This window comes from Endozoicomonas sp. ALB115, from assembly GCF_049310245.1.
Classification (GTDB): domain Bacteria; phylum Pseudomonadota; class Gammaproteobacteria; order Pseudomonadales; family Endozoicomonadaceae; genus Endozoicomonas.
The window spans coordinates 198,625-215,792 of sequence record NZ_JBLYZG010000001.1; the positions used below are offsets into that span (position 1 = coordinate 198,625).

Below are 17,168 nucleotides of genomic sequence, written 5' to 3' on the forward strand. Positions count from 1 at the left end.
TAAAAGACCGTTAAATCGGGCTGAACAAAACCAGCTGATAGGATTACTGCAAAATTTTACAATAACACGGCGATGGGGTTGGCGAAGCCTGACGACAACAATTAATTCATTGACTTCAGCGGGTGTTTTTACCCCCCATAATCCCATGGATAAGCAGGTCACGCTTACTCAAGCTGCCTTACTGTCCAATCTGCTTGATGCAATAATATTCAAGTGCCACCAAAAATCCCAAGCCCGGGATATTGATGCCCGGGGAATCGTCAACCTTCTTTGGGCCATGGCGAAGCTGGTGGACAACGGGCAGAAGCAGACACCAGAGTTCAACGACACAGTGGCCGCGTTGTTGCCCCATATTCACGAACAGACAGACCAATTTATTCCTCAGCATATCGCCAACCTGCTGTGGGCCATGGCAAAGCTGGTGGACAACGGGCAGGAGTGGACACCGGCGCTCAACAAGGCGGTGACCACGCTGTTGCCCCACGTGAAAGCACAGAAAGCTAACTTTCAACCACAGGGTATCGCCAACCTGTTGTGGGCCATGGCAAAACTGGTGGAGAACGGGCAGGAGCAGACATCAGGGCTCAAAGAAGCCGTGGCCGCGCTGTTGTCCCTCGTGAAGGCACAGAAAGCTAACTTTAAACCACAGGGTATCACCAACCTGCTGTGGGCCATGGCGAAACTGATGGACAACGAGCATTGGACAGCAAAGCTTAAAGAAGCTGTGGCCGTACTATTACCTTACGTGAACGCACAAAAAGACCAGTTTACTCCTCAGCATATCGCCAACCTGCTGTGGGCCATGGCAAAACTGGTGGACAACGGGCAGGAGCTGATATCAGAGCTCAAAAAGGCCATGGCAGCGCTGTTGCCCCACGTAAAAGCACATAAAGACCACTTTACTCCTCAGCATATCGCCAACCTGATGTGGGCCCTGGAGAAACTGGGTGAGCTCGTTGAGCTGAATGTGGTTACATCCACGTTTGAAACGCTTGTCTGCATCAGTGAAAACTCACAGTTCTCTCAGCAAACGATAATGATGTCCCTCTGGGGAGTGATGGTATGTTGTACCAGGTTGTCTCTGGTCGCCAATGCCAATAAAAATCACGTGCTTGAAAAGCACATGGGTGACCTGTTTACTCGCGTGCAAAATACATCCCAATATAATGAAGAGGATCAACGCAGCATTGCCATGGCCGCCAATTGGCTTGGCAGAGCATGTCCGGTCGTCCCCCATTACCAGACAATCATTTCAAAACCTCAATCCGACTTCCGCAATCAACTCCAATCAGGATTCAATAAAACTATGTATTGATCAAATAAAGACCAGGCTAGGAGGCTGACCGAGAATAGCGCCCGCAGCGAGGATGCCAGAAAATGGAAAAAGGAAGCAAAATTATAAACTTTTAAGCAAAATGAACTTCTGAACAGAACCGCAGTCTGCTTTTTATATTTTCATGAATTGATGAAATATAATTATGGATAGAAGCTCTGCTGGTATCAGTGGTAAATACGCAAGACCAGGTAATGATGACATCCAGTCGGATAACCGGGCTGCTTCTTCAAGGCGCGCTCAATATAGACAGAGTACTGTCAGACAGTGGGATAATCCCCCCCGCTCTACCCCGAAGCGTAATGAATTTTACCATTCTTCTGCCGCATGCTCTTCTCAACATCTACAGCGTCGTTCAGTAAACCCTGCGCAAGATTTTAATGCCCTCATTAAACAGGAAATAATGGATGATCTGGTGAGTAAATCAGATCATTTCGGTCATCGCTATGATGGGAGAAATCACGGTCAATATGCCAGTTCAATTAAAAAATACACGTCAGCTGCTAAAAGACCGTTAAATCGAGCTGAACAAAGCCAGCTGATACGTCTGCTGCAAAATTTCACCGCAACACGGAGCTGGAATTGGCGAAGCCTGACGACCACACTTCATTCATTTACTTCAGCAGGTGTTTTTACCCTTCATAAACCCATGAATGAGCGTATTAAACTTACTCAAGCTCACTTATTGTCAACCCTGCTTAATGCAATAACATTTAAGTGCAACCAAAAACCTGAAGCCAGGAATATTGATGCCAGGGGAATCGCCAACCTGCTATGGGCCATCGCGAAACTGTTGGACAACGGGCAGGAGCTGACACCAGGGCTCAAACAGGCCGTGGCCGCGCTGTTGTCCCATGTGAGCGTACAGAAAGACCAATTTATTCCTCAGCATATCGCTAACCTGCTGTGGGCCATGGCGAAACTGGTGGACAACGGGCAAGAGTGGACACCAGAGCTCAAAGAGGCCCTGGCTGCGTTGTGGCCCCAAGTGAATGCACAGAAAGCTAACTTTAACCCACAAGAAATCGCCAACCTGCTGTGGGCTATGGCGAAACTGATAGACACCGGGCTGGAGCAGACACCAGAGCTCAACGAAGCCGTGGCCACGCTGTTGCCCCGCGTGAATGCGCAGAAAGGTAACTTTAAACCACAGCACATCGCCAACCTGCTGTGGGCCATGGCGAAACTGGTGATCAACGGTCAGGAGCAGACACCAGAGCTCAAAGAAGCAGTGGCCGCGCTGTTGCCCCATGTAAATGCACAGAAAAACCAGTTTCTTCCTCAGCATATCGCCAACCTGCTGTGGGCCATGGCGAAACTGGTGGACAACGGGGAGTGGACACCAGAGCTTCTTAAAGAAGCTCTGGCCTCACTGTTACTCCAAGTGAACGTACTACATCAAACTGACTTTAAACCACGGGAAATCGCCAGCCTGCTGTGGGCCATAGCGAAGCTAGTGGAGAATGGGCAGGCGCGGACACCAGGGCTCAAAGAGGCTGTGGCTGCTCTGTTACCGTGCATGAACGCACAGAAAGACCAATTTAATCCTCAGAATTTCACCAACCTGCTGTGGGCCTTGGCGAAACTGGTGGAAAGCGGGCAGGAGCGGATACCAGAGTTCAATGAGACCCTGGCCGCGCTGTTACCCCAGGTGAACGTACAGAAAGACCAATTTAATGCCCAGGGTATCGCCAACCTGTTGTGGGCCATGGCAAAACTGGTGGAGAACGGGCAGGAGCAGACACCAGAGCTCAAAGCAGCCGTGGGCGCGCTGTTGTCCCTCGTGAAGGCACAGAAAGCTAACTTTAAACCACAGGGTATTGCCAACCTGCTGTGGGCCATGGCGAAACTGGTGGACAACGGAGAGTGGGCACCAGAGCTTCTTAAAGAAGCTCTGGCCTCACTGTTACTCCACGTGAACGTTCAGCAAGCTGACTTTAAACCGCAGGAAATCGCCAACCTGATGTGGGCCATGGCAAAACTGGTGGACAACGGGCAGGAGCAGACAACAGGGCTCAAGCAGGCCGTGGCCGAGCTGTTGCCCCACGTAAACGCACAGAAAGACCACTTTATTCCTCAGCATATTGCCAACCTGATGTGGGCACTGGCGAAACTGGGTGAGCTCATTGAGCTGAACGTGGTTACATCCACGCTCGAAACGCTTGTCTGCAAAATCAGTGGAAACTCTCAGCTCTCTCAGCAAGCGATATTGATGTCTCTCTGGGGAGTAATGGTATGCTGTGCCAGGTTGTCTCTGGTCTCCCATGCCAATAAACATCACGTGCTTGAAAAACACATGGATGACCTGTTTACTCGCCTGCAAAATACATCCCGGGATAATGAAGAGGAACAACGCAGCATTGCCATGGCCGCAAGCTGGCTTGGCAGAGCGTGTCCGGTCGTTCCCCATTACCAGACAATCATTTCAAAAACTCAATCCGACTTCCGCAATCAACTCCAATCATGTATTCCCTCTTTGAAGATTGAAGAAGAAAAGAGTCTGAACTCATTACCTCCGGTGGACCTGCTACTGCCAGATCACAATATTGTGATTGAGATTCAGGGATCGTCCCACTACGTGGGTGGTGATTTCAAAACCAGGAATGGTTCAACTCTGCTGAAAAATGCACTGCTGCAAAAATCAGGATTTGAGGTCATTGAAATCCCGGTTAAAATGCTTGGGAATCAGGATTCAATAAAACTATGTATTGATCAAATAAAGACCAGGCTAGGAGGCTGACCGTGAATAGCGCCCGCAGCGAGGATGCCAGAAAATGGAAAAAGGAAGCAAAATTATAAACTTTTCAGCAAAATTAACTTCTGAACAGAACCGCAGTCTGCTTTTTATATTCTCATGAATTGATGAAATATAATTATGGATAGAAGCACTGCTGGTATCAGCGGTAAATACGCAAGATCAAGCAATGATCACAACCGACCGGATGATCATGCCGCTTCTTCAAGGCATGGGCAATACAGACAGGGTACAGTCAGACGACGGGATCATTCCTCCCGTACTACCCCGGGGCGCAATGAATTTTGCCACTCGTCTGGCGCACGCCCCTCTCCATATCTAATACACCGTTCAATAAACCCTGCTGAAGATTTTAGCGCCCTCACCAAACAGGAAATAATGGATGATCTGGTGAGTAAATCGAATCATTTCGGTCACCGCTATGATGGGAGAAATCATGGGCAATATGCCAGTTCAATTAAAAGATACACGTCAGCGTCAAAAAGACCGTTAAATCCAGCGGAACAAAGCCAGCTGATACGTTTGCTAAAACATTTTACAGTCACCCAGAGCTGGAATTGGCGAAGCCTGACGACAACACTTTATTCATTTACTTCAGCGGGTGTTTTTACCCCTCATAAACCCATGGGTGAGCGCGTTAAGCTTACTCAAGCTGTCTTATTGTCAACGCTACTTGATACAATCACATTCAAGTGCAACCAAAAACCTCAAGCATGGGATATTGATGCCCAGGGAATCGCCAACCTGCTGTGGGCCATGGCAAAACTGGTGGACAACGGGCAGCAATGGACACCAGGGCTCAAAGAAGCTGTGGCAGCGCTGTTACCCCTCGTGAACTCAGAGAAAAACCAGTTTATTCCTCAGCATATCGCCAACCTGCTGTGGGCCTTGGCGAAACTTGTGGGCCACGGGTAAGAGTGGACACCAGGGTTCAACGGGGCCCTGTTCGCACTGTTGCCTCACGTTAACGCACAAAAGAACCAATTTAATGCCCAGGGCATCGCCAATCTGCTCTGGGCCATGGCAAAACTGGTGGACAACGGGCAGGAGTGGGCACCAGGGCTCAAAGAAACTGTGGCCGCACTGTTGCCTCAGGTGAACATACAGAAAGACCAATTTAATGCCCAGGCTATCGCCAACCTGCTGTGGGCCATGGCGAAACTGGTGGACAACAGACAGGAGCGGACTCCAGAAATCAACGAAGCCGTGGCCTCGCTGCTGTCCCTGGTAAACGCAAAGAAAGCTGACTTTAAACCACAGGAAATCGCCAACCTGCTGTGGGCCATGGCCAAACTCGGTGAGTTCGTTGTGCTGAACATGGCTACCTCTACGTTCGAATCCCTTGTCTACCAAATCAGTTACAACCCTCAGTTCTCTCACCATGCCATATTGATGTCTCTCTGGGGAGTAATGGTATGCTGTGCCAGGTTGGCTCTGGACTCTAATACCAATAGAAATTATGTGCTTGAAAAGCATATGGATGACCTGTTTACTCGCCTGGAAAATATATCCCCGGTCAATGAAGAGGATCGATCCATCCTTGCCATGGCCGCATGTTGGCTTGGAAAACCATGTCCGGTCACCCCTCATTACCAGACAACCACTTCAAAATATCAGACCATCTTCCGCAATCAACTCCAATCTCGCATTCCCTTTTTGAAGATTGAAGAAGAAAAGAGTCTGCATTCATTACCTCCGGTTGATCTGCTACTGCCAGATCACAACATTATTATTGAAGTTCAGGGACCCTCTCATTACGTCAGCGGTGACTTCAAAACCCGGAATGGTTCAACTCTGCTTAAAATCGCACTGCTGAGAAAATCAGGATTTGAGGTCATTGAAATCCCGGTTAACGGGTTTTGGAACAAAGGTTTAATGAATAGATGTATTGATCAAATAAAGACCAGGGTAGACACCCCGGCACAAGGTCATGGCACTGTATCATTTAACATCGGGTGGACAGAAGAGGCCAACGTTGCTGCCAATAAAGGACGGCAATGCTCAGATCACTCTTACTTAAAGGCCGAAGAACATTTAGAACAGCACACACGCAAACCAAAAAGAAAAAGGAAGAGAAAAAAAAGGTAATAACCTCTTCCCTTTCATTATGGTTCCTGAACCATTTTCACATTCGAGCAAAATGAACTTCTGAACAGAATCGCAGTCTGCTTTTTATATTCTCATGAATTAATGAAATATAATTATGGATAGAAGCACTGCTGGTATCCGTGGTAAATACGCAAGGTCAGGTAATGAATATCACCAACCGGATAACCATGCCGCTTCTTCAAGGCATGGGCAATACAGACAGGGTACAGTCAGACGGCGGGTTCATTCTTCCCGCACTACCCCGGGGCGTAACGAATCTTGCCATTCTTATGACGCACGCTCTTCTCAATATTTACAGTGCCGTTCAGTACACCCTGCTCCAGATTTTAATGCCCTCATTAAACAGGAAATAATGGATGATCTGCTGAAAAAATCGGATCGTTTTGGTTATCGCTATGATGGGAGGAATCACGGGCAATATGCCAGTTCCATTAAAAAATACGCATTAGCTGTTAAACGACCGTTAAATCGAGCTGAACAAAGCCAGCTGCTACGTTTGCTGCAACGCTTTACCGCAGTACGCAGCTGGAATTGGCTAAGCCTGTCGACAACACTTCATTCATTGACTTCAGCAGGTGTTTTTACCACTTATAGACCCATGGATGAGCGCGTCAGGCTTACTCAAGCGAACATATTGTCAACGCTATTTGATGCAATAATATTCAAGTGCCATCAAACATCTGAAGCCAGGTATATTGATACTCAGGGAATTACCAACCTGCTGTGGGCCATGGCGAAAATGGTGGACTTGGGGCAGGATCAGACACCAGAGCTGAAACAGGCCGTGGCCGCGCTATTGTCCCTTGTAAACGCCCGGAAAACCAATTTTAATCCACAGGAAGTCGCCAATCTGCTGTGGGCCATGGCGAAACTGGCGGACAAAGGGCAGAAGCAGACACCAGGACTCAAAGAAGCCCTGGCTACCCTGTTGCCCCATGTAAACGCACAGAAGGCTAACTTTAAACCACAGGAAATCGCCAACATACTCTGGGCCATGGCCAAACTGGTGGACGGCGGCCAGCAGCAGACACCAGCGTTGAAACAGGCTTTAGCTGCGCTGTTACCCCACATAAATGCATCGAAAGATAACTTCAAACCACGGGATATCGCCATCCTGCTGTGGGCCATGGCGAAACTGGTGGACAACGGGCATAAGCAGACACCGGAACTCAACGAGGCCCTGGCTGCGCTGTTGCCTCATGTGAACGCACTGAAAGACCAATTTGATGCCCAGGGTATCGCCAACCTGGTGTGGGCCATGGCGAAACTGGTGGACAACGGGCAGGAATGGACACCAGAACTCGAAGAGGCTCTGGCCGCGCTATTGCCCCGCGTGAACGCGCGCAAAGCTAACTTTACTCAACAGGAAATCGCCAATCTGCTGTGGGCCATGGCAAAACTGGTGAACAACGGACTGGAGCGGACGCCAGAGTTCAAAATGACCGTGGTCGCGCTGCTGCCCCTCGTGAGCGCACATAAAGACCAATTTATTCCTCAACATATCGCCAACCTGCTGTGGGCCATAGCGAAACTGGTGGACAATGAGCAGGAGCGAACACCTGCGCTCAATAAGGCCGTGGTCGTGCTGTTCCCCCAAGTGAGCGCACAGAGAGACCAATTTATTCCTCAGCATATCGTCAATCTGCTCTGGGCCATGGCGAAACTGGTAGACAACGAACAGGAGCGTACACCGGGGCTTGGAGAGGCTGTGATCGCGCTGTTGCCCCTCGTGAACGCACAGAAAGCTAACTTTAAAACACAGGAAATGGTCAACCTGATGTGGTCCATTGCCAAACTGGTTGACAATGGGCAAAAGCGTACACCAGAACTCAACAAGGCTGTGGCTGCGCTGCTGCCCCGCGTGAACGTACAGAAAGACTATTTTACTGCCCATAGTATCGCCAACCTGCTATGGGCCCTGGCAAAACTGATGGACAACGGGCAGGACATGACCTCAGTGCTAAAAGACGCCGTAGCCGCGCTGTTGCCCCACGTCAACGCACAGAAAGCTAACTTTAAACCACAGGGTATCGCCAACCTGCTGTGGGCCCTGGCGAAGCTGGTGGATAACGGACAGGAGCGATCATCAGAATTCAATGAGGTCGTAGCCGCGTTGTTGCCCCTCGTGAACGCACAAAAAGCTAACTTTAATCCCCAGGCTATTGCCAACCTGCTGTGGGCCATGGCAAAACTGGTGGAACACGGGCAGGAGCAGACACCAGAGTTCAACAAGGCCGTGGCCGTTCTGTTACTCCTCGTGAACACACAGAAAGACCAATTTACTCCTCAGCATATCGCCAACCTGCTGTGGGCCATGGCGAAACTGGGTGAGTTCGTTGAGCTGAACGTGGCTATGGCCACGTTTGAGCCTCTTGTCCACCGAATCAGTAAAAACCCTCATGTCTCTCTCAAGGCAATATTGATGTCTCTCTGGGGAGTAATGGTATGCTGTGCCAGGTTGTTTCTGGTCTCTAATGCCAATAAAAATAATGTGTTTGAAAAGCACATGGATGACCTGTTTACTCGCCTGAAAAATACATCCCCGGACAATGATGAGGATAAACGCGTCATTGCCATGGCCGCAAGTTGGCTCGGGAGACCCTGTCCGGTTACCCCCCATTACCGGATAGTCGTTTCACAACCTCAAACCGGCTTTCGCGAACAACTCCAATCACGCATTCCCTCTTTGAAGATTGAAGAAGAAAAGTGTCTGAACTCATTGCCTCCGGTTGACCTGCTACTGCCGGATTACAACATGGTTATTGAAATTCAGGGACCAACTCATTACGTGAGTGGTGATTTCAACACCAGGAATGGTTCGACTCTGCTTAAAATCGCCCTGCTGCAAAAATCAGGATTTGAGGTCATTGAAATCCCGGTTAACCAGCTTTGGAACCTGGATTCAATGAAACTGTGTATTGATCGCATAAAGACCAGGGTAGACATCCGGGCACAAGGGCATGGTTCTGTATCAATTACTTAACCCGGATATTTCATCAGTATGAACTTCTGAACAGAGCAGCAGTCTGCTTTTTATATTTTCATGAATTAATGAAATGAATTTTACCCTTCTTCTGCCGCATACTCTTCTCAATATCTGCTGCGCCGTTCAGTAAACCCTGCTCAAGATTTTAATGCTCTCACCAAACAGGAAATAATAGATGACCTGGTGAGTCAATCGGAGCGTGTCGGTCATCGCTATGATGGGAGAAATCACTGTCTGTATGCCAATTCAATTAAACAATACACGTCAGCTGCTAAAAGACCGTTAAACCAGGCGGAACAAAGCCTGCTGATACGTTTTCTACAAAATTTGAGGCTTATGATAACATAAGCCTATTCTCGGTCAGCCTCCTAGAGGGACATGGCTCAGTATCACTTATTTAAAAGCGGGGTAAAGATGAGCTATGTATAACTGTCGATAAAGGATGGCAACACTGTAACTTAACCGCCGAAAAACATTCAGCAGAGCAAAGAGACAAACCAAAAAGTAAAAAATGAACTTCTGAACCGAACAGCAGTCTGTTTTTTATATTTCCATGAATTAATGAAATGTAATTATGGATAGAAGCTCTGCTGGTATCAGTGGTCAACACGCAAGATCCGATAAAAATTACAATCAGTCGAATGACCATGCTGCTTCTTCAAGGCATGGGCGATATAGACATGCCACAGTCAGACAATGGGATAATCCCCCCCGGTCTACCACAGGGCGTAATGAATTTTACTGTTCTACCGGCACACGCTCTTCTCAATATCTACAGTACCGTTCAGTAAACACTGCCCAGGATTTTAATGCTCTCATCAAACAAGAAATAATGGCTGGTCTGGTGAGTACATCTGGTCGTTTCGGTCATTCCTATGATGGGAGAAATCACAGTCAATATGCCAGTTCAATTAAAAAATACACGTCAGCTGCTAAAAGACCACTAAATCAAGCGGAACAAGGCAAGCTGATAAGTTTTCTGCAAAATTTTACAGCAACACGGAGCTGGAGTTGGCGAAGCCTGTCAACAACACTTCATTCATTGACTTCAGCGGGTGTTTTTACCCCTCATAAACCCATGGATGAGCGTGTAAAGCTTACCCAAGCTGCCTTATTGTCAACGCTACTTGATGCAATAGTATTCAAGTGCCATCAAAAACCTGAAGCCAGGGATATTGATGCTCAGGGAATCGCCAACCTGCTGTGGGCCATGGCAAAACTGGTGAGCAATGGGCAAGAGTGGACATCAGGGCTCAAAAAGGCCCTGGCTGCGCTGTTGCCCCACGTGAACGCACAGAAAGACCAATTTATTCCTCAGCATATCGTCAACCTGCTGTGGGCCATGGCAAAGCTGGTGGACAACGGACAGAAGCGGACACCAGAGCTCAAAGAGGCCGTGGCCGCGCTGTTGCCCCAAGTGAACGCACAGCAGGACCACTTTAATGCTCAGGGCATTGCCAACCTGCTGTGGGCCATGGCGAAACTTGTGGGAAATGGACAGGAGCGGACACCAGGGCTCAAAGAGGGTGTGGCAGCGCTGTTGCCCCACGTGAACGCACAGAAGGACCGATTTAATGCTCAGGGCATTGTCAACCTGCTGTGGGCCATGGCGAAACTTGTGGACAACGGGCAGGAGCGGACATCAGGGCTCAACGAGGCCGTGGCCGCGCTGTTGCCCCACGTGAACACACAGAAAGCTCACTTTAAACCACAGGAAATCACCAACCTGCTATGGGCCATGGCGAAACTGGTAGACAACGGACAGGAGCGGACACCAGAGCTCAAAAAGGCCGTGTCCGCTCTGTTGCCCCAGGTGAACGTACAAACAGCTAACTTTAAACCCCAGGAAATCGCCAACCTGCTGTGGGCCATGGCGAAACTGGTCGACAACGGGCAGGAGCGAACACCAGAACTCGAAGAGGCCGTGGCCGCGCTTTTGCGCTACGTGAACGCACAGAAAGACCAATTTAATGCCCAGAGTATCGCCAACCTGCTATGGGCTATGGCGAAACTGGTGGACAACGGACAGGAGCAGACACCAGAGTTCAACGAGAACATGGCCGCGCTGTTGCCCCGCATCAACGCACAGAAAGACCAATTTATCCCTCAGCATATCGCCAACCTGCTGTGGGCCATGGCGAAACTGGTGGACAACGGGCAGGAGCGGACACCAGAGCTCAACGAGGCCGTGGCCGCGCTGTTGCCCTACGTGAACGCACACAAAGACCAATTTATTCCACAGCATATCGCCAACCTGCTGTGGGCCATGGCAAAACTGGTGAGCAATGGGCAAGAGTGGACATCAGGGCTCAAAGAGGCCCTGGCTGCGCTGTTACCCCACGTGAACGCTCAGAAAGACCAATTTATTCCTCAGCATATCGTCAACCTGCTGTGGGCTATGGCGAAACTGGTGGACAACGGACAGAAGCAGACACCAGAGTTCAGCGAGGCCGTGGCCGCACTGTTACCCCACATAAACGCACAGAAGGACCAATTTAATGCTCAGGGTATCGCCAACCTGCTGTGGGCCATGACGAAACTGGTGGACAACGGCCAGGAGTGGATACCAGGGCTCAGCGAGGCCGTAGCCGCGCTGTTGCCCCAAGTGAATGCACAGAAAGCTAACTTTAATCCACAGGAAATCGCCAACCTGCTGTGGGCCATGGCGAAACAGGTAGACAACGGGCTGGAGCAGACGCCAGAGCTCAAAGAGGCTGTGGCCGCGTTATTGCTCCTCGTGAACGTACAGAAAGCTAACTTTAAATCACAGGAAATCGCCAGCCTGCTTTGGGCCATGGCGAAACTGGTGGACAACGGCCAGGAGCAGACACCCGAGCTCAACGAGGCCGTGGCCGTACTGTTACCCCACGTGAACTCACAGAAAGACCAATTTATTCCTCAGCATATCGCCATCCTGCTATGGGCCATGGCGAAACTCGTGGACAACGGACAGGAGCGGACATCAGGGCTCAAAGAGGCTGTTGCCGCGTTGTTACCCTACGTGAACGTACAGACAGCTAACTTTAAACCACAGGAAATCGCCAACCTGCTGTGGGCCATGGCGAAACTGGTGGACAACGGTCAGGAGCGGACACCAGGGTTTAACGAGGCCGTGACCGCGCTGTTGCCCCAAGTGAACGCACAGAAAGACCAATTTACTCCTCAGCATATCGCCAACCTGCTGTGGGCCACGGCAAAACTGGGCGAGCTCGTTGAGCTGAACGTGGTTACCTCCACGTTCGAATCGCTTGTCCGCCGAATCAGTAAAAACCCTCAGCTCTCTCAGCAAGCGATATTGATGTCTATCTGGGGAGTAATGGTCTGCTGTGCCAGGTTATCTCTAGACTCCAATACCAATAATAACGTGCTTGAAAAACACATGGATGACCTGTTTAATCGCCTGGAAAATACCTTCCCAGACAATGAAGAGGATCAACGCATCATTGCCATGGCCGCAAGTTGGCTTGGCAGAGCGTACCCGATCATCCTCCACTACGAGACCATCATTTCAAAACCGCAATCCGACTTCCGCAATCAACTGCAATCAAGTATTCCTTTTTTGAAGATTGAAGAAGAAAAGAGTCTGAACTCATTACCGCCGGTTGACCTGCTACTGCCAGATCACAAGATGGTTATTGAAGTTCAGGGACCGTCCCATTACGTAAGTGGCGATTTCAACACCAGGAATGGTTCGACTCTGCTTAAAATCGCACTGCTGCAAAAAGCAGGATTTGAGGTCATTGAAATCCCGGTTAACCAGCTTTATAACCAGGATTCAATAAAACGATATATTGATCACATAAAGACCAGAGTAGACACCCCGCCGAGGGGGCATGGCTCTGGATCACTTAAAAGAGCTTGGGCAGATGAGGCATACGTGACCGCCGATAAAAGATGGCAGCCCGCAGATCACTGTGACTTGACCGCCGAAGAACATTTAGAAGAGCAAGCATGCAATCCCAAAAGTAGAAAAAGGAAGAGAACAAACAGCCAGTAATCTTCTCCCTTCATCATGACTCAAGAACCGTTTTCACATTTCAGGAAAGGAATGCCGGTGTGGAACCCATGTGTTCTAACAATCTTCCTCCGGATGATTTGAAAATAACGGATTGCTGACATCAGGAGTAGTTGTGCTCTCTCAACCGGTTACGTCTATCGCTATTTCAGCAAAATGAACTTCTGAACAGAACAGCAGTCTGTTTTTTATATTTTCATGAATTGATGAAATGTAATTATGGATAGAAGCTCTGCTGGTATCAGTGGTAAATACGCAAGATCCGATAACGATTACAACCAGCCGAATGACCATCCCGGATATTCAAGGCGTGGGCGATATAGAGATGCCACAGTCAGACGATGGCATAATCCCCCACGCACCACACCGAGGCATAATGGATTTTACCATTCTTCTGGTGCATACACTTCTCAATATCTACAGAGCCGTTCAGTAAGCCCTGCTCAAGATTTTAATGCTCTCATCAAACAGGAAATAATGGATGGTTTGCTGAGTAGATCGGCTCGTTTCGGTCATCGCTATGATGGGAGAAATCACGGTCTATATGCCAATTCAGTCAAACAATACACGTCAGCTGCTAAAAGACCGTTAAACCAGGCGGAACAAAGCCAGCTGATAGGTTTTCTGGAAAATTTTACCGCAGCACGGAGCTGGAATTGGCGAAGCCTGACAACAACACTTCATGCATTTACTTCAGCGGGTGTTTTTACCCCTCATAGCCCCATGGATGAGGGTGTTAAGCATACTCAAGCTACCTTATTGTCAACGCTACTGGATGCAATAATATTTAACGGCAACCAAAGACTAAAAGACAGTAATATTGATGCCTGGGGAATCGCCAACCAGCTGTGGGCCATGGCAAAACTGGCGGACAACGGACACGAGCAGACACCAGGGCTCAAAGAGGCCGTGACTGCGCTGTTACCCCACGTAAGCGCACAAAAATCTAACTTTATAACACAGGGAATCGCCAACGTGCTGTGGGCCTTGGCCAAACTGGTGGACAACGGCCAGGAGCAGACACCTGGGCTCAAAGAGGCCGTGGCTGCGCTGTTACCCGACGTAAATGCACAGAAAGCTAATTTTAATCCACAGGGAATCGCCAACCTGCTGTGGGCCATGGCGAAACTGGTGGATAACGGGCATGAACAGACACCGGGGCTTAAAAAGGCTGTGGCCGCGTTGTTGCCCATCGTACGCGAACAGAAAGACCAACTTCATACCCTGGGAATCATCAACCTGCTATGGGCCATGGCGAAACTGGTGGACAACGGGCTGGAGCAGACAACAGATCTCAGCGAGGCCGTAGCAGCGCTATTGCCCCGCGTGAGCGCACAGAAAACTGACTTTAAACCACAGGGTATTGCCAACCTGCTGTGGGCCATGGCAAAACTGGTGGACAACGGGCAGAAGCTGACACCCGAGTTCAATGAGGCCGTGGCCGCACTGTTGCCCCACGTGAACCCACAGAAAGACCAATTTGATTCTCAGCATATCGCCAGCCTGCTGTGGGCCATGGCAAAACTGGTGGATAACGGACATGAACAGACAGCGGGGCTTAAAAAGGCTGTGGCCGCGCTGTTGCCCCACGTGAACGCACATAAAAACCAATTTAATGCCCAGGGAATCGCCAACTTGCTGTGGGCCGTGGCGAAACTGGTGGACAACGGGCAGGAGCAGACACCGGGGCTCATAGAGGCCGTGGCCACGCTGTTACCCCACGTGAACGCAAAGAAAGACCAATTTATACCTCAACATATCACCATCCTGATGTGGGCCATGGCTAAACTGGTGGACAACGGGCAGGAGCAGTTGCCAGAATTCAACAGTACTGTGGTCGGACTGCTACCTTATGTGAACGCAAGGAAAGACCAATTTATACCTAAGCAAATCGTCAACCTGCTGTGGGCCATGGCGAAACTGGTGGACAACTGGCAGGAGCAGACACCAGAACTCAAACAGGCCGTGGCCGCGCTGTTGCCCCGCGTGAACGCACAGACAGAGCAATTTAATGCCCAGGGAATCTCCAACCTGCTGTGGGCCATGGCGAAACTGGTGGACAACGGGCAGGAACGGACACCAGAGATCAAAGGGACCCTGGGAGCCCTGTTACACCACGTGAACGCACAGAAATACCAGTTTATTCCTCAGCATATCGCCATCCTGTTGTGGGCCATGGCGAAACTGGTGGACAACGGGCAGGAGCAGACACCAGAGTTCAACGTGGCTGTGGCCCAGCTGTTGTCCCACGTGAACGCAACCAGAGACCAATTTACTCCTCAGCAAATTGCCAACCTGTTGTGGGCCATGGCGAAACTGGTGGACAACGGGCAGGAACAGACACCAGGGCTTAAAACAGCTGTGGCCGTACTGTTGCCCCACGTGAACGCACAGGCAGACCAATTTAATGCCCAGGGAATCACCAACCTGCTGTGGGCCATGGCGAAACTGGTGGACAACGGCCGGGAACAGACACCAGGGCTTAAAACAGCTGTGGCCGCACTGTTGCCTCACGTGAAGGCACAGAAAAACCAATTCAATGCCCAGGATATTACCAACCTGCTCTGGGCCATAGCGAAACTGGTGGACAACGGACAGGAGCAGGCATCAGGGCTCAACGAGGCCATGGCCACGCTGTTACCCCTCGTAAAACTACTGAGAGACCAATTTATTCCTCAGCATATCTCCAACCTGCTGTGGGCCATGGCGAAACTGGTGGACAACGGCCTGGAGCCGACACCAAAGTTCATCGAGGCCGTGGCCCGCCTGTTGCCCCACGTGAACGCAATGAATGACCAATTTAATCCTCAGCAAATCGCCAACCTGCTGTGGGCCATGGCAAAACTGGTGGACAACGACCAGCAACAGACATCAGGGCTTAAAAAAGCTGTGGCCACGCTGTTACCACACGTGCACGCACATACAGCCAACTTTACACCAAAGGCAATCACCAACCTGCTGTGGGCCATGGCAAAACTGGTGGAAAACGGAGAGTGGACACCAGGGCTTAAAGAAGCTGTGGCCGCGCTGCTGCCCTGCGTAAACCCACAGAAAGCTCAATTTGATCCTCAGCAAATCGCCAACCTGCTGTGGGCCATGGCGAAGCTGGGTGAACTCGTTGAGCTGCACGTGGTTACCTCTACATTCGAATCGTTGCTCTGCCGATTCAGCGACAACCCTCAGCTCTCTCAGCAAGATATAGTGATGTCTCTCTGGGGAGTAATGGTATGTTGTGCCAGGTTGTCTCTGGCCCCCAATGCCATTAAAAATAACGTGCTTGAAAAGCACATGGATGACCTGTCCACTCGCCTGGAAAATACATCCCCGGACAATCAAAAGAATCAACAAATCATTACCATGGCTGCCATTTGGTTGGGGAGAGCGTGTCCGATCATCCCCCATTACCGGACAACTATTTCAAAACCTCAAGCCAACTTACGCAATCAACTCCAATCACGCATGCCCTCTTTGAAGATTGAACAGGAAAAGAGCCTGAACTCATTGCCTCCCGTTGACCTGCTACTGCCAGATCACAACATGGTGATTGAAATTCAGGGACCGTCTCATTACGTAAGTAATGATTTCAAAATCAGGAATGGTTCAACTCTGCTTAAAATAGCACTGCTGAAAAAATCAGCATTTGAGGTCATTGAAATCCCGGCTAACCAGCTTTGGAGACAGAATTCAATGAAACAATGCATTGATCAAATAAAGGCCAGGGTGGACATACCGCCACAGGGTCATGGCTGTGTATTACCTGACATCGGATCGATAGAGGAGACAAACGTTACCGCCGATAAAAAGTGGCAATCTTCAGGTCATTGTTACTTAGCCGTTGAAGAAAATTCAGAAAGGCAAACAGACAAACCAAAAAACAGAAAAAGGAAAAGAAAAAAAAGGCACTAACCACTTCCCTTTCATCATGACTCAAGAACCGTGTTCACATTCCGACAAAATGAACTTCTGAACA

8 protein-coding genes are annotated in these 17,168 nt (G+C 49.7%); all 8 read left to right on the plus strand.

The genetic code is table 11. The annotated features are described in order from the left end of the window. Positions 1 to 145 precede the first annotated feature (145 nt). Positions 146 to 1,315 carry a DUF1601 domain-containing protein gene (locus tag ACO6VE_RS00905; RefSeq protein WP_422459214.1) on the plus strand — a complete coding sequence of 390 codons (1,170 nt, stop codon included), beginning with the start codon at positions 146 to 148 and terminating at the stop codon, positions 1,313 to 1,315. Between the two features lie 163 nt (positions 1,316 to 1,478). After that, a complete protein-coding gene (locus ACO6VE_RS00910) occupies positions 1,479 to 4,073 on the plus strand; it encodes a DUF1601 domain-containing protein (RefSeq protein ID WP_422444813.1) in 2,595 nt (864 codons plus the stop codon). Positions 4,074 to 4,208: 135 nt separating this feature from the next. Beyond that, positions 4,209 to 5,003 carry a hypothetical protein gene (locus tag ACO6VE_RS00915; RefSeq protein WP_422444811.1) on the plus strand — a complete coding sequence of 265 codons (795 nt, stop codon included), beginning with the start codon at positions 4,209 to 4,211 and terminating at the stop codon, positions 5,001 to 5,003. A gap of 39 nt (positions 5,004 to 5,042) precedes the next feature. After that, entirely contained in the window at positions 5,043 to 6,176 is a 1,134-nt protein-coding gene (locus ACO6VE_RS00920; RefSeq protein WP_422444809.1) for an RAP domain-containing protein, read from the plus strand. Between the two features lie 115 nt (positions 6,177 to 6,291). After that, positions 6,292 to 9,180 (plus strand): DUF1601 domain-containing protein, encoded by a 2,889-nt coding sequence (locus ACO6VE_RS00925; RefSeq protein ID WP_422444807.1) that lies wholly within the window; start codon positions 6,292 to 6,294, stop codon positions 9,178 to 9,180. Between the two features lie 186 nt (positions 9,181 to 9,366). After that, a complete protein-coding gene (locus ACO6VE_RS00930; RefSeq protein WP_422459216.1) occupies positions 9,367 to 9,531 on the plus strand; it encodes a hypothetical protein in 165 nt (54 codons plus the stop codon). Between the two features lie 226 nt (positions 9,532 to 9,757). Continuing rightward, a complete protein-coding gene (locus tag ACO6VE_RS00935) occupies positions 9,758 to 13,180 on the plus strand; it encodes a DUF1601 domain-containing protein (protein ID WP_422459218.1) in 3,423 nt (1,140 codons plus the stop codon). Positions 13,181 to 13,417: 237 nt separating this feature from the next. Then, the gene (locus ACO6VE_RS00940; RefSeq protein WP_422459220.1) at positions 13,418 to 17,104 is read left to right on the plus strand and encodes a DUF1601 domain-containing protein; all 3,687 of its coding nucleotides are present in this window, start codon (positions 13,418 to 13,420) and stop codon (positions 17,102 to 17,104) included. The last annotated feature ends 64 nt before the right edge of the window (positions 17,105 to 17,168 follow it).